Source organism: Streptomyces sp. NPDC051738, assembly GCF_044453205.1.
Lineage (GTDB): Bacteria > Actinomycetota > Actinomycetes > Streptomycetales > Streptomycetaceae > Streptomyces.
In genome coordinates, this window is the sequence record NZ_JBITCM010000045.1 from 1 (window position 1) to 16980 (window position 16980).

Below are 16980 nucleotides of genomic sequence, written 5' to 3' on the forward strand. Positions count from 1 at the left end.
TCCTCAAACGCCGGAGGGGCTGAGTAGTTCAGCCCGTCCGGCGTTTGAGGACGAGGCCCCTTCAGGGCCGAAACGGGGGTCTGGGGGCGGAGCCCTCAGGGACGGGACGGGTAGGGGCGGCGGGGGCGAGGAAAGGTCAGTCCGACGACGCACTCGCCGAAGGCCTCGTCCCCTTCTTCAGGAAGCCCATGTCCTCGTACAGCGGCGTCCCGAAGCCGAAGGCACCCGCGTTGGCGACGTTCGTCCTCGCCGCCGTGAGCTGGGGGCGCTGGTAGAGGGGGATCGATCCGGCCGCCGCCCAGATACGGGAGTCGGCCTTGCGGATCAGGGAGCGCGACTCTGACTCGTCGAGGGTGGCGATCGCCTGGTCGAAGAGCTGGTCGACCTGGTCGGTGCCGACGCGCGTGTAGTTCTGCTCGACGTTCAGCGAGCCGTCGGCGGCCGGGACCGGCTTGGCGTAGATGGGACGGGCGTCGGTGGCCGGATAGGCGGAGGTGGGCCAGGAGTAGAGGGCCAGGTCGTACTGGCCGGACGCGATGTGGTCCTTGAAGTAGCTCTCGTCCGAGACCTTGATGATCGCCGTGCGGATGCCGACCCGCTCCAGCATCAGGCCGATCCGGTCCGCCACCGTGCGCAGCGTCTGGGAGCCCTCCCCCGCCGGCACCACGAAGCGCAGCGTCAGCGGCTTGCCGCCCTTCGCCAGCGGCCGGGCCGCCGCGCCCGCCGGCGCGGGGGTTCCCTGGGGGGCGTAGGCACCGGGCGCCGCGCCCTGCTGCAGCTGGCTGTTGCCGTACTGCTTGCCGTCCTGGGCGAGGTGCTTCCCCTCGCGGCCCTCGTCGCCGTCGGCCTTGTCGTCCCCGCCGACGACGTACGTCCCGTCGTCCCCGCCCGGCGACGCCGAGTGCTTCCCGGCGTCCTTCTTGGTGCCCTTGTCGGCACCCTTGTCCGCATCCTTCTCGGCGCCCTTGTCGGCACGCTTCTCAGCGTCCTTGTCGGCGCCCTTATGAGCGTCCTTCTCGGCCTTCTCGGCCTTCTCGGCCTTCTCCGCCTTCCCGGACTTCTTCCCCTCCGCCCCCGCCGCCTTCTCCCCCTTCTTCTCCTCCTTGATCGGCCCGCCCGGCACCCATCCCGCGTCCGCGAGCAGCGCCTGTGCCTCCTCCGTGTCCTGGCCGCCGATCGCCCCGCTGTTGTCGGCATACGCGAACTGGCCGGACAGCGCGAGGTGGCTGCCGACCGGCTCCGCGGGCAGGCCCAGCGGGGCCAGGACCAGCTTCGCCAGCTCCTTGCGGTCGATCGCGCGGGCCACGGCCCGGCGCACCCGTTCGTCGGCGAGCGGACCCTCGGCGCCATTGAGGGCGAGCTGGGTGTAGGTCGGTTCCAGGGACTTGCGCACCTCGAAGCCCCGGAAGGCCGCGGCCTCGCGCCGCTGCTCGGGGGTCGTCCGGCGCCGGTCGGGGCCCATCAGCGGCGAACCGGAGGCGACCGGCGTACCGCCGGCACTGGCCGTCGCGGCCCGCGGCGGCGCGGCGAGCGCGATGCGCCGGGCGGCGGCGGGGTCGATCTCGGCCAGGTCGAGATGTCCGGCGGCCAGCGCGGCGGCGCGCTCGTCGCGCGGCACGGCCCGCAGCAGGATCTCGTTCAGCTTGGGCCGCTGTCCCCACCAGCGGGGGTTGCGGGTGAGCCGTACCTGGTCGTTCTTGCGGTCGATCTTCTTCAGGGCGAACGGCCCGGCGCTGACCTTCAGCTTCCCCCGCGCCCCGTCGTTGAACGAGTCCGGCGTACCCATGACCTCCTTCGGGTACAGCGGCGAGAACAGCGACCGCCAGTCCGCGTACGGCCGTGCGAAGGTCACCCGGACCTCCAGATCGCCCTTGCCGCGCTCGATCTTCTCGATCCGGTCGTAGCCGGCGTTGCGGGCGGTCCAGTAGGCGCTGTCCCTGCCGGACAGGGCCCGCCACTGGGCGGCGAAGTCGGCGGCGCCGATCTCCCGGCCGTCGCTCCAGACGGCCTGCTGGTTGAGCTTGTACAGGACGACCTGCTTGGGCTCGGTCTCGACGATCTTGGCGGACTCCAGGTAGTCCGGGTTGCGCTCCGGACGGCCGCCCTGATCGAGCCTAAACATCGAGGGCAGGGTGGCCTGCGCGATCCGGGTGGTGGCCGCGTCGGCGTCCGACTGGAAGGTGTTCAGCGTCTCCGGCACGGCGTCCACGGCCCACCGCAGCGTGCCGCCGTCGGAGATCTGTGCCCGGGCGGCCGATCCGATGTCCTGCCCGGCGAGCGGCTTTCCGGCCGGGTCCGGGTCGCTGCACCCGGCGAGCGCGGGCACCGCGAGCACGCCCGCGGCGAGGAAGCCGACGGAACGAAGCGCTCCGCGAGAGAGCCCGCGATCGGCCGTCGATCGTGTGCGGGCCCGTCGTGGCCGGTCGCGCATTTCCCCGCGCCCCTTCGGGGCGCTGCCGTCGTGGGACATCTCGGTACCTCCGGGGAGCGACTCTCCCGCCGGTGACGATAAGTACGTTCTGATCACGTTTGGCGGTATTTTGGAGTTGATCAGATCTAAGGGCCCCCACTGAAGAGGAAAGGGTTCGCCCGGCGGAGCCGACACGGCGACGGGGACGCGCAAGGCCACCCGTGTGGAGCAACCCGCTCCCACGCGGAGGGAGCGCGGCGCGCCCCCGCACTCCCCCCGGCCCACCGGCGTACACAGAGCGCATGCGGGCGCGCGTCGGAGGCGTGCAATCCGCCAATCGCTGCACATGCCTTCACAGCGACAGGTGTGACGCGCAACACTCGCAGGCGCATGAACGTTGCCACCAAGGGCCGCAGGCCCACGGAAGTGAGGTCACGTCATGTCCGTGCAAGACGACCTGACAGCTGTCCAGCGCTGCCTCGACGATCTGGCCCGGTCCGTGGGCCGGCTGGAGCAGCAGCTGGGCACCGGCGGGCTGGAGATGCGCCGTGTGCGCACCGACGCCGACCATCTGCGCGAAAGTGTGGCGCTGCTGCGGGATTCCGCGGCGTCCCCGGGCGCGCAGCGCAGGCCGGAGCTCGTCACCATCCCCGACACGCCGTACGACGACTCTCTGTGGATCGACACGGATGACGAGGGTCTCGGCGCCCGGGACCGCCGCGCCCCCTGATCCCTCCCCCTGACCCGACCGGAGTCATCCATTGGCCACTGGTACGGAACCCCATCTGAACAGCGGCGGCGTACGAACCGGTACGCGCGCCGCGATCGAAGCCCCGCACCTGCGGACCGACCGCTGGTGGCTGGCCCCCGCCGCCACCGCGGCCGGTCTGCTGGCGTTCATCGTGTACTCGACGTGGCGGGCCTTCGCCAACACGCACTACTACGCGGCGCCGTACGTCTCCCCGTTCTACTCGCCCTGTCTGGCGGAGAACTGCGAGCCCATGCGCGCCGGGCCGAACTGGGACCTCTTCGGGAGCTGGTGGGGCATCTCCCCCGCGATCATCATCCTGATCTTCCCGCTCGGCTTCCGCCTGACCTGCTACTACTACCGCAAGGCCTACTACCGCGGCTTCTGGATGTCGCCCCCGGCCTGCGCGGTGGCCGAGCCGCACAAGAAGTACTCCGGTGAGACCCGGTTCCCGCTGATCCTGCAGAACATCCACCGGTACTTCTTCTACGCCGCGCTCCTGGTGGCCGGGATCCTGTCGTACGACACCGTGCTCGCCTTCCGTGACGAGCACTACGAGTGGGGCCACATGGGCCTCGGCACGCTCGTGTTCCTCGTCAACATCGTGCTGATCTGGGCGTACACCCTCTCCTGCCACTCCTGCCGGCACATCGTCGGCGGCAAGCTCAAGCACTTCTCCAAACACCCCGTGCGGTACAAGGCGTGGCAGTGGATCGGGAAGCTCAACGCCCGCCACATGCAGCTCGCCTGGGCGTCGCTGGTGAGCGTGGCGCTCGCCGACTTCTACGTCTATCTCGTCGCGTCCGGGGTCTTCGACGATCCGCGCTTCTTCTGAATGGGTGGGGCTGACTGATGTCCGTGGTCGACCGACAGGAGTGGGACGTCGTCGTGGTCGGCGCCGGAGGCGCGGGCCTCCGTGCGGCGATCGAGGCACGCGAACGAGGCGCCCGTACGGCCGTGATCTGCAAGTCGCTGTTCGGCAAGGCGCACACCGTGATGGCCGAGGGCGGCATCGCGGCGGCCATGGCCAACGCCAACGAGCACGACAACTGGCAGGTCCACTTCCGCGACACCATGCGCGGCGGCAAGTTCCTCAACCAGTGGCGGATGGCCGAGCTGCACGCGCGCGAGGCGCCGGACCGGGTGTGGGAGCTGGAGACGTGGGGCGCGCTCTTCGACCGTACGAAGGACGGCCGTATCTCGCAGCGCAACTTCGGCGGCCACGAGTACCCGCGCCTCGCGCACGTCGGTGACCGCACCGGCCTGGAACTGATCCGCACCCTCCAGCAGAAGATCGTCGCGCTCCAGCAGGAGGACAAGAAGGAGACCGGGGAGTACGAGTCCCGGCTGAAGGTCTACCAGGAGTGCACGGTCACGAGGATCATGAAAGACGGCAGCCGGGTCTCCGGGGTCTTCGCGTACGACCGCGAGACCGGCCGTTTCTTCGTCCTCGAAGCCCCCTCCGTCGTCATCGCGACGGGCGGCATCGGCAAGTCCTTCAAGGTGACGTCGAACTCGTGGGAGTACACGGGCGACGGCCACGCGCTGGCGCTGCTCGCCGGGGCTCCCCTGCTCAACATGGAGTTCGTGCAGTTCCATCCGACGGGCATGGTCTGGCCGCCGTCGGTGAAGGGGATCCTGGTCACGGAGTCGGTGCGCGGCGACGGAGGGGTGCTGCGCAACTCCGAGGGCAAGCGGTTCATGTTCGACTACGTCCCCGACGTCTTCAAGGAGAAGTACGCCGAGTCGGAGGCGGAGGGCGACCGCTGGTACGAGGACCCGGACAACAACCGGCGCCCTCCGGAGCTGCTGCCGCGTGACGAAGTCGCCCGGGCGATCAACTCCGAGGTGAAGGCGGGCCGCGGCTCCCCGCACGGCGGCGTGTTCCTGGACGTCTCCACCCGTATGCCCGCCGAGGTGATCCGCCGTCGTCTGCCCTCCATGTACCACCAGTTCAAGGAGCTGGCGGACGTGGACATCACGGCGGAGGCGATGGAGGTCGGGCCGACCTGTCACTACGTGATGGGCGGCATCGCGGTCGAGTCGGACACGGCGGCGGCGCGGGGCGTGCCCGGCCTGTACGCGGCCGGCGAGGTGGCCGGCGGCATGCACGGCTCGAACCGGCTCGGCGGGAACTCCCTGTCCGACCTGCTGGTGTTCGGGCGCCGGGCGGGCTGGCACGCCGCCGAGTACGCGGCGGCACAGGCCTTCGAACGCCCCGAGGTCAGCGACCTGGAGGTCGACACGGCGGCGGCGGAGGCACTGCGGCCCTTCTCGGCGGAGGGCCCGGTCGGGGGCGAGGAGGCCGGACGCCCGCCGGAGAACCCGTACACCCTGCACCAGGAGCTCCAGCAGACCATGAACGACCTCGTCGGCATCATCCGCCGCGAGGGCGAGATGGAGCAGGCCCTGGAAAAGCTCGCGGACCTGCGCGTACGCGCCCGCCGGGCCGGCGTCGAGGGCCACCGCCAGTTCAACCCGGGCTGGCACCTCGCGCTCGACCTGCGCAACATGCTGCTGGTCAGCGAGTGCGTGGCGCGGGCGGCGCTGGAGCGCACGGAGTCGCGGGGCGGCCACACCCGCGAGGACCATCCGACGATGGACCGCAAGTGGCGCAACATCAACCTGCTGTGCCAACTGGCCGACCCGACGGGCGGCTTGGCCGCCATGGACCCGGAACGCGGCCAGATCGACCTGCTGCGTGAGACCACCGACCCCGTCCGCCCGGACCTGCTGGCTCTCTTCGACAAGGAGGAGCTGGTCAAGTACCTCGCCGAAGAGGAGCTCTACCAGTGAGCAGCTACGAGGCCCGCTTCAAGGTGTGGCGGGGCGATGTGCAGGGCGGCGGCCTGGAGGACTTCGAGGTCGAGGTGAACGACGGCGAGGTCGTCCTCGACATCATCCACCGCCTCCAGGCCACCCAGGCGCCCGATCTCGCCGTCCGCTGGAACTGCAAGGCGGGCAAGTGCGGTTCGTGTTCGGCGGAGATCAACGGCCGGCCGCGGCTGCTGTGCATGACGCGGATGTCGGTGTTCACGCGGGAGGAGACGATCACCGTCACCCCGCTGCGGGCGTTCCCGGTCGTACGGGACCTGGTGACGAACGTCGGCTTCAACTACGACAAGGCACGGCAGGTCCCGGCCTTCGTACCGCCGGAGGATCTGGCCCCCGGCGAGTACCGGATGATGCAGGAGGACGTGGACCGCTCGCAGGAGTTCCGCAAGTGCATCGAGTGCTTCCTGTGCCAGGACACCTGCCATGTGGTCCGCGACCACGAGGAGAACAAGCCCGCGTTCGCGGGCCCGCGCTTCCTGATGCGGGTCGCGGAACTGGACATGCACCCGCTGGACGCCGCCGCGGAAACGGGCCTGGACCGCAAGGCCACGGCCCAGGACGAACACGGGCTCGGCTACTGCAACATCACCAAGTGCTGCACGGAGGTCTGCCCCGAGGGCATCAAGATCACGGACAACGCCCTGATTCCCTTGAAGGAACGGGCGGTCGACCGCAAGTACGACCCGTTGGTGTGGCTGGGGTCGAAGATCATGAGGAGGTCTTCGTAGAGCGGTTCGGTCAGGGTGCCACGAGCTCCAGTGCGCGTCGGAGGTTGTTCTCGGCGATCGCGCGCATCGGCTCCGGGTCCGGGAAGTCGCCGTCGAGGAGGCGGAGCGGACCGGCGACGAGGCTGAGGTGCATGGCGAGGCGGTAGAGGCGCATGCGGTGCTCGTCGAGGTCGAGGGTACGGGGACGCAGGGCGTCGTAGCGCGGGCCGAAGCGGATCTCCAGGAAGGCGTGCTCCCACTCCACGTCGAAGTACAGCAGGCCCTCGATGTCGATCAGCACCGGATGGCCGTCGGGCGTCAACCGGACGTGGTCCGGGCCCAGTTCGCCGTGGATGAGGGTGTGGCGCTCGCGGGGGCGGACCTCGGCGGCGAGGGTGTGGACGGCGTCCGCCAGCGCCTCGCGGGCGGCGGCCGCGCGGGGGTCGCGCCGGGCGATCTCGTCGACGTCGCGCAGGGCGCCCTCGGTGACGCGCTGCTCGCATGAACCGCCGTACGAGGAACCGCCGTTGTCCACGAGGGCGACCTTGCCGAAGCGGGGCCCGGTGCAGGCGTGCAGCGTGTCGAGCAGGGCCGCCAGGCGGTGCAAGGCTTCGGTTGCCGCGTGCGGGTCGCGGGCGAGCAGGTCTTCCAGGGTCTCGCCGGGGAGGTCCTCCACGATCGCCGCGTCCGCGGGGAGGTGGGCGTGGGTGGGGTCCGCGTGCAGGAGGCGGGGCGTACGGACGCCAGCAGCGGTCAGGCGGGCGTGGGACGCGGTGAACAGGTGGTAGCCGGTGGCGTGGGAGAAGGGGTCGCGGAGGTCGGAGGGGCCCGCGTCCCAGTAGTCCTCGTCCGCGGACCAGACGTAGGCGATGGCGGTCGAGTCGTCGTCGAGGGTGAGGCGGTAGACGCCCTTCTTGGTGCCGCCGCGCAGTCGGGTCACGGCGGTGAGGGTCCGGGTGGGGCCGAGGGCGGCGCGGGTGAGCGGGGCGAGGTCGGCGGGCGTGAGGGCGCGGCGCGGGCGGCGGCGGTCTTGTGGCTTCACCTGTGCATCCCCCTCGTCCATCGGCACATCCTTCCCCACCCCGCTCCCTTCACCGCACTCCACCCCACTCCACCCCGGACGCACCCCGGTAGCGCGGGCGCATTCCTGCTCATACGCTCCGAAATGTGACGTCATCCTTGATACGGGGCCGGCCACGGCGCGGGGCCTCGCACATATCCGTGCGGGTCGCGCATGCGCTGGTGGGTGGGGTGGCCGGGGTGGTGTGGCTGGTGTTGTCGGGGGTGGTGGCAGAGGGTGAGGAGCCGGTTGGGGGTGGGGCGGCGCGGCCCGTCGCCGGTGGGGTGGCTCAGGGGGAGGTCGGGGAGACGTCCGCCGCGGACCTGGTGATGCCGATGCTGGCCCTCGTTGCGGTGGTGGTGCTCGCGGGGTACGGGTTCCTGCGGCGCAGGCGGCGGGCGCGGGGGCGTACGACGCCGGGCGGGGCGGCGGTTCAGGGCAGCGAGCCGGGGGCCGGGGAACTCGATGAGCGGGCGCGGGCCTTGCTGGTCGGGGCCGATGACTGGGTGCGGGTCAGTCGGGAGGAGCTCGGGTTCGTCGAGGGGCGGGTCGGGGGCGTCGCCGGCCGTCCGGACGCCGCGCTCGGGGCGGAGGACGTCGAGCCGTTCAGGCGGGTTCTGCGGGACGCCGAGGCCGAGCTGGCGGTCGCGTTCCGGATGCGGTGGCAGTACGAGGGCGGGGTTCCGGGAGAGGCCGCGGCCAGGCGGCATGTGCTGGCGGGGATCGTCGGGCGGGGTGAGGAGGCGGGGCGGTTGCTGGATGGGCAGGCCGCCGCGTTCGACCAGGTGCGGGGGTTGGAGGCGGGCCTGGGCGGTGGGCTGGGCGAGGCGTTGGCCGTCGCCGAGGGGCGGTTCCGGGAGCTGGCGGGGCGCACCGGGGTCGCCGACGCGGCCCTCCGCGCCCTCGGTGAGCGGTACGCGCCCTCGGCCACCGCCGCCGTCGCGGGCCATATCGAGCAGGCCAAGGACCGGCTGGTGTTCGCCACGGCCCGCCTCAACCACACCCGCCAGAGCGGCGACTTGGGTGACAACGAGCGGGCGGCGGGCCACCTGCGTGCGGCCGAGGGCGCCATCGCCCAGGCCGCCGTCTTCATCGACGGCATCGACCGGCTCACCGGCGAGCTCGCGACTGCAGCGGCGATGGTGCCGGCCGCGCTGACCGGCTCGGAGGTGGAGCTCGCCGGCGCGCGGGAGTCGCCCACGGGCGTGGCAGAGGCGTACGCGGACATCCCGCCCGGCGAGCTGCGCGCCCGTGTCACGCACGCCGACCTCGTCCTGGCCGTCGTACGAGAAGAGCTGACCGCCGGCCCGTACGACCCCCTCGATCTGCTGCGGCGGATCGTGCGGGGCGTTCAGCCCGTCGTCGCGGGGCGGGCCGGGGTGCTCTCGGCCGCCGCGCTGGTGTGCGCGCGTGGTGCCGTCTCCGGTGCGGACGACGTCGTCGCGACACATCGGGCCGCGGTGGGCGACGAGGCGCGCACGCAGCTGGCGGAGGCCCGGCGGCTCCTGGCTCCCCCGCCGACCGCACCCTCCGGACGAAGCGCACGCCAGGAGCTCGCCGACCTTCTCACGGCCGACACCCTGTCCCAACAGGCCCACGCCCTCGCCGACCAGAACATCCGCACCCACGGCCACCCCGTCGACGGCCCCGGCACGGACGCCATCGGACTCGCCGGAGCGGTGCTCGGCGGGGTCCTGTTGGGAGGGGAGGAGCAGGGCGGCGACACCCCCGCCAGTTTCGGCGGCCCCCGCACACGCGGACGACGCGGCGGCACACGCTCCCCGTGAACGGCCCCACGGCCGCCCTCGGCGACATCCCACCGGGCAGGAAGCCCAGCCGCCGTCAGCTACTACGGGGCACTCACTCCGGGCGCGATGCCGTAATACGCCGCCCGCGGGCACGAATCCGCTGCCGCGGGAGGCGTCCCACCCGGCAGGAAGCCGACTACCGACCGCCCCCGACACCGGTGGGCCACCCACCCCGGCGCGACGCGGCAGTACGCCCCCCGCCCCGCGTGAGCGGATCCGCAGCCCCTGACCCGCCCGCGCGGGCGCGACTACGGCAACAAAGCCCTCGCGGCGGCGGACCCACCGCCCTCGCCCCGCCCGATCACGTTCAGAACAGGCTCAGCAACGCCTCCGCCGGATCCGTCAGGCCGTTCTCGCCGTCCGGTAGGGGGAGTTCGAACCACACCGTCTTGCCGCGGGGTGTTCGGCGGGAGCCCCACGCCGCGCTGAGGAGGCCGACCAGTTGGAGGCCTCGGCCGCCCTCGTCCGTGTCGCGGGCGCGGCGGCGGCGGGGCTGGACCAGGCCGGAGTCCCAGACCTCGCAGACCAGGGTGCGGTCCAGCAGCAGTCTCAGCCTGATCTCCCCCTCGCCGTAGCGCAGGGCGTTGGTGACCAGTTCGCTGACCAGGAGTTCTGTGGTGTCCACCAGGGGTTCCAGGTCCCAGGACAGCAGCCGGTTCCGGGCGTACTCGCGGGCGCGGCCCACGCTGCGCGGCTCGCGCGGGAGGGTCCAGTCGCCGACCGAGTCGGCGGGCAGACCCTGGACGCGGGCCATCAGCAGGGCGATGTCGTCCTCGCCGTGGTGGCTGTCGAGGGTGTTGAGGACGTGGTCGCAGACGTCCTCAAGGTTTGGAGAGGTGTCGGCACGCAGCGCCGTCGTTGAGGGGTGGTGGTCGGGCGACGGGCGGGTCGGGTCGGTGAGCGCGCCCACGAAGGCCTGGAGGCCCTCGTCCAGGGGGTGGTCGCGGGACTCGACCAGTCCATCCGTGTAGAGCGCCAGCAGCGCGCCCTCGGGCAGTTCGACCTCCACCTCCTCGAAGGGTTCGCCGCCCACGCCCAGCGGCATCCCGGGCGGCACGTCGAGCATCAGTGCCGCCTCGCCGGGTTCGACCAGGACCGGTGGGAGGTGGCCCGCGTTGGCGAAGGTGCAGCGGCGCGTGACGGAGTCGTAGACGGCGTACACGCAGGTCGCCAGGTACACCTCGGACAGGTCCGCCTCGCGGGGGCGGCGGGCCGCCCGCGTGGCCTGCTGGACGCCGCCGGGGGCGCCGAGGCCCCGCGCGATCTCGTCCAACGCCGAGAGGACTTCGGCCGGTTCGAGGTCGAGCAAAGCCAGCGTTCGTACGGCCGAACGCAGTTCGCCCATCGCAACGGCCGCGCGCAGGCCTCGACCCATGACGTCCCCGACGACCAACGCCGTACGGTGCCCGGGAAGTTCGATGACGTCGAACCAGTCCCCGCCCACCTCGCTCGGGCGGTCGGAGGAGGAATTGCCGGGCAGGTAGCGGCACGCGATGTCCAGACCGGACGCGACCGGGTCCCCGGGCGGGAGCAGCGACCGTTGCAGTATCAACGCACGCTCGTGCTCGCGGCGGTAGAGGCGGGCGTTGTCCATGCAGACCGCCGCCCGCGCCGCCAGCTCCACCGCCAGATCGCGATCCCGTTCCCCGAACGGCTCGCTGCCCTTCGTCCGGGCGAACTGCGCCAGTCCTACGACCGTGTCGTGGGCGACCATCGGCACGGCGAGCGTGGACTGGACGAGGCCGCCCTCCTCGCCGGGCACATGCTGCGGCCGGGCGGTGCGCAGGGCGTCCGCGCAGGGCGAGTTGAACGGGTAGTGGTGGACGGCGCCGACCGCGACGGGGACGCCGCCACCGACGAAGGGCGCGTCGGAGACCGCGCTGGCGAAGGCGACGCGGCGCAACTCCGCGCTGCCGTCGGCGAGGCCGGGCGGGGTCTCGTCGCCGGCCAGCAGACCCTGGTAGAGGTCGACCGTGGCCAGGTCGCAGAAACCGGGGACCACGACGTCGAGGAGTTCGCGGGCCGTGGTCTCCAGGTCGAGGGAGTTGCCTATGCGGGCACCGGCCTCGTTCAGCAGGGCGAGATTGCGCCGGGCTGCGGCGGCCTCGCGGGCGGCTGCGCGCCGGGCCGTGATGTCGGTTCCGAGCCAGGCGATGCCGATGGGGCGGCCGCTGCCGCTGTGCACCCGGTAGAGGAAGACGGACCAGTGACGGCGCTCGTCGGAGCCGGGCAGAAAGCCCGTGACGTGCATGTCCGTGATGGAGTCGCCGCTCTCCAGCACCCGGCGCAGGGTGGCCGCGACCCGGTCGGCCTCGGCGCGGGGCAGGTAGTTGTGGACCTCGCGGCCGCGGTGGTCGTCCGGGGTGCCGCCGAAGAGGGAGGCGAACCGCTGGTTGGCGCGGCGGACCTTCAACTCGGGGTCGATCAGCACGAATCCGAACGGAGATTGACCGAAAATCGCCTGCGAGGCCGCGAGGTCGGTCTCCATACGGCGGAGGGTGCGGACGTCGACCACGATGCAGACCGCGGCCTTCTCGCCGCCCTCCGTCCGCGTCGGCATGACGTACACCTCGGCGAGCCCGTCCTTGCCGCGCCCCCCGTCGGCATCGTCCGGCATCCGGAAGGGGACCACTCCGGTCCACTCCCGCCCGTCCAGGATCTCGGCCATCTTGCGCTGCCCCTGCTCGCGCAGGTCGGGGTCGATGAACGCCTCTATGGGGTCCATCCCGACGGCTCGCTCGGCGGGGATGCCGAAGACCTGCTCGGCACGCAGACTCCACTGGTCGACCAGGCCGTCGGGGCCGATGGAGAAGGACGCGACCTTGATGTAGTCGTAGATCGAGCCGGGCGGGCTGCTCTGCCAGACGGCGTCGCCGGGGCGGGCGCCTTCATCGAAGGGGAAGCCGGGGTTGCCGGGGGCGGTCGCGCGCACGCCCTGGGCGGGGTGTGAGTCGCCGGAGGCCGGTGTGTCCTGCGATACCGGTGTGTTCTGCGAGCCCCGGGCGTCTTCGGTGGCGGCGGCCGGCGCCCGTGTTGCTGGGGAGGCCTGTGTGGCTCGGGATGCCCGTGAAGCTCGGGAGGCCTGTGTGTCGTAGGCCGCCCACTCCCCCGCGGCCTTCGTCCTCGCGCCGTCCGACGGGTCCTCGGACTCCGTGGCCTTCGCTGGTATCTCGCTCACGCGAACCGTCCCCTCCAGCTCACCGCGCCCGGCACCGGTCACCGGCGGCGGCTGCCCGCAGTATCCAGCACTACGGCCCCGCACAACACGGTGTTCACGATCACAGCACGTTCCCGATGGTTTTCGGTCCCGGCCGCGGAAACACTTCCAGTCTTCTAACCAGCGGACACGCAGTCGAATCACGCCGCGGCCCAACTGCCACTGGCCTGAACCAGACCGTTCGACAGGGGGAGGGCGGACGTACAGCGAAGTGGACGCCTCTGACGGGTTGTAGAACCGGCCCGGCGGCAGGGGTGCGGACGCGTTCGTCCGTCACTCCGGCACCGCGAGCTCGAACCACACCGTCTTGCCCGCGTTGCGGCCCGGCCGGGTTCCCCAGCGCCGGGAGGAGTGCGCCACGAGTTGGAGTCCGCGCCCGCTTTCGTCCTCAAGGTGGGCGATGCGCTCGCGGGGCGGGTCGGGGAGGGGGTCGGAGACCTCGACCAGGAGGACGTCGCCGAGGGCGGCCGGGCGCACCAGCCGTACGCCGATGGGGCCCGTGGCGTGCCGAAGGGAGTTGGTCACCAGCTCGCTGACCAGCAGCGCCGTGATGTCGGCGAGGCTGTCCAGGCCCCAGTCGCGCAGCCGACCGCGGACGGCGGCGCGCGCGGCGCGGACCGCGCCGGGCTCTGCGGGAAAGCTCCAGTCGGCGCCGTCGCCTTCGGTGTCGATCACGCCGATCACTTCCCAGGCCAGCAGGTCCGCCCATGTCCGGTTTCGTGGGGTTAGTAGGCACATACCCGATATCCGGGGGCGATATCGCACAGGGGCGGGGGCCGCCGGGCAGCCCTCAACGGCGGTCGCCTCAGCCTGCTACGGCCACTCAGCCCGCCCCAGCCGCTGGACCACTTCTCGAACCGCGGGCACATCCTGGTCCAGCCAGTCCACGTCCCAGAATTCCCCGGGCCCCAGCCAGCGCAGGGCGTCATGGTCCTCAAGGGGCTTGGGGTCGGGGGTGCCGGGCAGCAGGCGGGCTGTCCACACCTGCAGGACGTACGGGGGTTTCAGGGGCCACTGCCCCGGCACCCGCTCGATCACCTCGGCATCGACGCCGAGTTCCTCCCGAAGCTCCCGCACAAGCGCCGCCTCGGGCGCTTCGCCGGGCTCGACCTTCCCGCCGGGCAACTCCCAGCGTCCGGCCAGCTCCTCGGGCGCGCTGCGGCGTGCCGCCAGCAGGCGGCCCCCGTCCAGCAGCGCGGCACCGACCACGATCCGTTCCGTCATGCGCCGGAGCCTACGGGAGCGAGTCGTCAGTCCTCGGCGCCGCTTCCGTTCTGTGCGATCCGCTCGACCCAGTACAGCTGCTTGTGTCCGCGGCCGTCGAGGCTGTCCGCGATCTTCTGGGCCTCCGCCCGTGTCGCGTACCGGCCCACGCGATAGCGATTGCCGTTGTCGTCCTGTCGGACGACGAGCCAAGGAAGAGTGATCGTGCTGTCGTTCATCGCGCCCCACCGCTCCTTCCCGCCCACAGCCGGCTGCTCTCTCCCGCCCGCAGCCGCCCAAGGCCCGCTCGCGGCCTGTGCTGTGCCCCGCCCGCTAAGGAAACCGCAATCCGCATATGCCCGAGCCTACGCCTAACCTTTACGCAGCGAATACGCCTTTTCACAAAGAGGTACGCAACCAGCCAAGTCGCAGGGGGCGCACAGCATCGAGTGCGCCGTGCGCGGACGTCGACGCATCCGGTCACAGGCATGCCGGACGCACCCGCTACGACCTGCGAGAACGGCCAGAATCCAACGGCTATGAAAGGGGCGGGAGTTGGGGCCCTGACGGTGGCAACTGCGGTGAAGGTGTGCGCTACTTCACTGGGAGGTGGTACGCGACCCGGTAGCGGTCCGCGGGGATCACCACGTCCGCGGTCTCCACGGGACGGCCGGACGCGTAGTAGGTGCGCTGGATGACGACGACCACATGGCCGGGGACGCCGCCCAACGCCAGCAGTTCCTCCGCGAGGCCGGGGCGCGCGCCCACCTCCTCCGTCACGTTGTCCACGACGACGTCGATGGCCGCCATGCGCTCGACGACGCCCATGCCGCCGAGCGGGCCCTCCTCGGGCAGCATCACGGGGGTGCGGCCGGTGACGGCGAGGGGCTCCCAGGAGGTGGAGAGCATCATCGTCTCGCCGGCGTCCCGGAAGACGTACCGCGTGCACATGACCCGTTCGCCGGGCCGGATGTCGAGCCGCTCGGCGACGGCGACGCTCGCCTCGGCCTGCGCACTGTTGGACTCCCAGGTGCCGCGGACCTCGCCGTCGGCCTGCTCCTGGCGGAAGGGCGTGGCGCCGCTCGGCGGGCGGAAGCCGGAGCGGGCGATCCGGCGGGGCACGGGGCGCTCACGGACGTAGGTCCCGGACCCGGAGCGTCCTTCGACCAGGCCCTCGGCCATCAGCACCTTGCGCGCCTCCAGCGCGACGGTGTCCGAGACGCCGTACTCCTCGCGGATCCTGGCCTGGGACGGGAGGCGGGTGTGCGGTGGCAGCGAACCGTCGGTGATCTTCTTGCGGAGATCACCCGCGACGCGCAGGTACGCCGGCTGCTCACCGAATGTCACTGGCCGCTCCCATCAGGTTGTACAGACAGCAACAGCGTGGCAACCGTGGGTTGTCCCATGCAAGCAGAGGCCAGAGAATCACTCGATGTGATGACTTGTGCCCGGGGAGGGCTTTACGCAGGCACTTTCTCCCCGCTATGGCCGCGGCCACACATCCGCTCACACATTGATGCCGCCGCCGCCATCGCTGCCGCCACCACTGTCCGAGTCGTCCTCGTACGTCGGTACGGTGGTGTCCAGGCCCAGAGCCTTGCGCGCGGTGACGGTGGTGGGGCCGTCGACGTACTCATACCCACTCTCGTAGTGCGTGTAGTACGTGTCCGCGTCGGTCGCCGCGGCGGCCCGCGACCACTCCTTCCGGGCGGCCTCCATCTCCTCGACCAGATCGGCGACCGGCTGCTTCGCGCCCGTCGGCCACTCGTGCCCGCGCAGGGCCTCGATCTGCTCGCCGAGCACCGCGTGGACGTTCTTCGCCCAGGCCCGGTTCGCCGCGAGGTCGTCCTCGGCGTAGTTCTCGGGCTCCTCGTACAGCGTCGTGTCGATGGCGTTGGTGGCGGAGAGGAAGGCGGTCTGGTCGGTGTCGAGCGTCGACGCGTCGTTGCGCAGTGAGCCGGTCAGTTTGCCGTTCTCGTCCGTGCTGCCGAACAGGCAGGTGATCTCGTGGTCGCCGAAGCGCCAGCTCTCCTCGGTCGGGATGAAGTAGAAGACGTCCGCGTCGTCCGGTACGGCCCAGGTGTCCATGGCATAGCCGTCCTGGAGCGCGTAGCACTTCTCGTCGGCTGTGTTGGTGACCTCGTCGTCGCCCGGGAAGTCGCCGGCCGGCAGCGTGATGACGGCGAAGACCTCGCCGTCGTGCTTGCCGGAGCAGGGCACCTCGTCGACGTCGTAGGCGTCCCCTTCCAGGTTGCCGGTCGGCGAGTCGAAGCAGTCGCCCTTGGCGAGCGCGAAGGCGGTGCCCTCGCCCTTCGCGGCGTCCCGGAAGCCGTCCCAGAAGTCGGCGGCGCCGCCGGTGGCCAGCGCCAGCGCCCAGAGCGCCAGGCCGACGGAGGACAGGATGGACCCGGCGATCGCCATGCCCTTGCCGCGCTCGCCCTTCTTCTTGATCTGCGCGAGCGCGATCAGGCCCAGCACCAGGCCTATGGCCGGCACGAAGCACAGGATGCCGAGGACGAGGGCGCCGATGGCTACGCCGTTGACGGGGGTGGGGGTGCCGTAGGGGCTGTAGGGGCCGGGTGGGCCGTAGGGGCCGTGCGGGCCGTGCGGGCCAGGCGGGCCGTAGGGCTGGTACGCGTACGGCGGCGGTGGTGGGTACTGGCCCTGTGGGTACGGCCCTTGGGGCTGCTCCGGGGACCCTTGGGGCTGCTGGGGTCCGGGGGGCGGAGGTATGGACACGAGTACCGTGCTCCTGGGTCGGGCGGCGGGGCCGGGTGGCGAGAACTGGCGTACGGCTGGGCGAATCGTAAGCCGGGAGGGCCTCCGGCGGGTGCGTTGTGGGATGCCTGCGGCGGCCTGTGGGGGTTGGGTGGGGGTGCGCGTAGCGCCTGCGGGTGCGGTGGGTGGGTCGGGGCCGGGGGGGGGGGGGGGGGGGGGGGGGGGGGGGGGGGGGGGGGGGGGGGGGGGGGGGGGGGGGGGGGGGGGGGGGGGG

At 71.7% G+C, this 16980-nt stretch carries 13 protein-coding genes; 5 read left to right on the forward strand and 8 right to left on the reverse strand.

What is annotated here, in order from left to right; all coding sequences use genetic code 11:
* Nucleotides 1–136: 136 nt before the first annotated feature.
* A complete protein-coding gene (locus ACIA8X_RS46535; RefSeq protein ID WP_399460779.1) occupies nucleotides 137–2431 on the reverse strand; it encodes an ABC transporter family substrate-binding protein in 2295 nt (764 codons plus the stop codon).
* A 418-nt stretch (nucleotides 2432–2849) separates the two neighbouring features.
* Between ACIA8X_RS46535 and ACIA8X_RS46540 the strand changes: the two genes are divergently transcribed.
* Genes ACIA8X_RS46540 through ACIA8X_RS46555 form a run of 4 tightly spaced genes read left to right on the forward strand, consistent with a single transcriptional unit; the run spans nucleotide 2850 to nucleotide 6721 of the window.
* Nucleotides 2850–3140: a hypothetical protein gene (locus ACIA8X_RS46540; RefSeq protein WP_393462865.1), complete on the forward strand. Its 291-nt coding sequence runs from the start codon at nucleotides 2850–2852 to the stop codon at nucleotides 3138–3140.
* 31 nt (nucleotides 3141–3171) lie between these two features.
* Nucleotides 3172–3993 carry a hypothetical protein gene (locus ACIA8X_RS46545; protein WP_399460780.1) on the forward strand — a complete coding sequence of 274 codons (822 nt, stop codon included), beginning with the start codon at nucleotides 3172–3174 and terminating at the stop codon, nucleotides 3991–3993.
* A 17-nt stretch (nucleotides 3994–4010) separates the two neighbouring features.
* Complete coding sequence (locus ACIA8X_RS46550) at nucleotides 4011–5954, forward strand: fumarate reductase/succinate dehydrogenase flavoprotein subunit (RefSeq protein ID WP_393462867.1); 1944 nt, start codon at nucleotides 4011–4013, stop codon at nucleotides 5952–5954.
* On the forward strand, nucleotides 5951–6721 hold the full coding sequence (locus ACIA8X_RS46555; protein WP_393462868.1) for a succinate dehydrogenase/fumarate reductase iron-sulfur subunit: 771 nt from the start codon (nucleotides 5951–5953) through the stop codon (nucleotides 6719–6721). Before ACIA8X_RS46550 ends, ACIA8X_RS46555 begins: the two co-directional genes overlap by 4 nt.
* A 10-nt stretch (nucleotides 6722–6731) precedes the next feature.
* Here ACIA8X_RS46555 and ACIA8X_RS46560 read toward each other — a convergent pair whose 3' ends face one another.
* Complete coding sequence (locus ACIA8X_RS46560; protein ID WP_399460781.1) at nucleotides 6732–7763, reverse strand: phosphotransferase family protein; 1032 nt, start codon at nucleotides 7761–7763, stop codon at nucleotides 6732–6734.
* 104 nt (nucleotides 7764–7867) lie between these two features.
* Here ACIA8X_RS46560 and ACIA8X_RS46565 point away from each other — a divergent pair, with 104 nt between their 5' ends.
* Nucleotides 7868–9547, forward strand: a complete 1680-nt coding sequence (locus tag ACIA8X_RS46565; protein ID WP_399460782.1) for a hypothetical protein — start codon at nucleotides 7868–7870, stop codon at nucleotides 9545–9547.
* A gap of 328 nt (nucleotides 9548–9875) precedes the next feature.
* Here the strand turns inward: ACIA8X_RS46565 and ACIA8X_RS46570 are convergent, their stop codons facing one another.
* The 6 genes from ACIA8X_RS46570 to ACIA8X_RS46595 form a co-directional block, all read right to left on the reverse strand.
* Nucleotides 9876–12746: a SpoIIE family protein phosphatase gene (locus tag ACIA8X_RS46570; protein WP_393462871.1), complete on the reverse strand. Its 2871-nt coding sequence runs from the start codon at nucleotides 12744–12746 to the stop codon at nucleotides 9876–9878.
* Between the two features lie 312 nt (nucleotides 12747–13058).
* Entirely contained in the window at nucleotides 13059–13523 is a 465-nt protein-coding gene (locus tag ACIA8X_RS46575) for an ATP-binding protein (RefSeq protein ID WP_393462872.1), read from the reverse strand.
* 75 nt (nucleotides 13524–13598) lie between these two features.
* Nucleotides 13599–14009 (reverse strand): (deoxy)nucleoside triphosphate pyrophosphohydrolase, encoded by a 411-nt coding sequence (locus ACIA8X_RS46580; protein WP_393462873.1) that lies wholly within the window; start codon nucleotides 14007–14009, stop codon nucleotides 13599–13601.
* 26 nt (nucleotides 14010–14035) lie between these two features.
* Nucleotides 14036–14227, reverse strand: a complete 192-nt coding sequence (locus tag ACIA8X_RS46585) for an SPOR domain-containing protein (protein ID WP_393462874.1) — start codon at nucleotides 14225–14227, stop codon at nucleotides 14036–14038.
* Nucleotides 14228–14582: 355 nt separating this feature from the next.
* The gene (locus ACIA8X_RS46590; protein ID WP_393462875.1) at nucleotides 14583–15335 is read right to left on the reverse strand and encodes a GntR family transcriptional regulator; all 753 of its coding nucleotides are present in this window, start codon (nucleotides 15333–15335) and stop codon (nucleotides 14583–14585) included.
* A gap of 159 nt (nucleotides 15336–15494) precedes the next feature.
* Complete coding sequence (locus tag ACIA8X_RS46595) at nucleotides 15495–16727, reverse strand: DUF4190 domain-containing protein (RefSeq protein WP_393462876.1); 1233 nt, start codon at nucleotides 16725–16727, stop codon at nucleotides 15495–15497.
* Nucleotides 16728–16980: the final 253 nt, after the last annotated feature.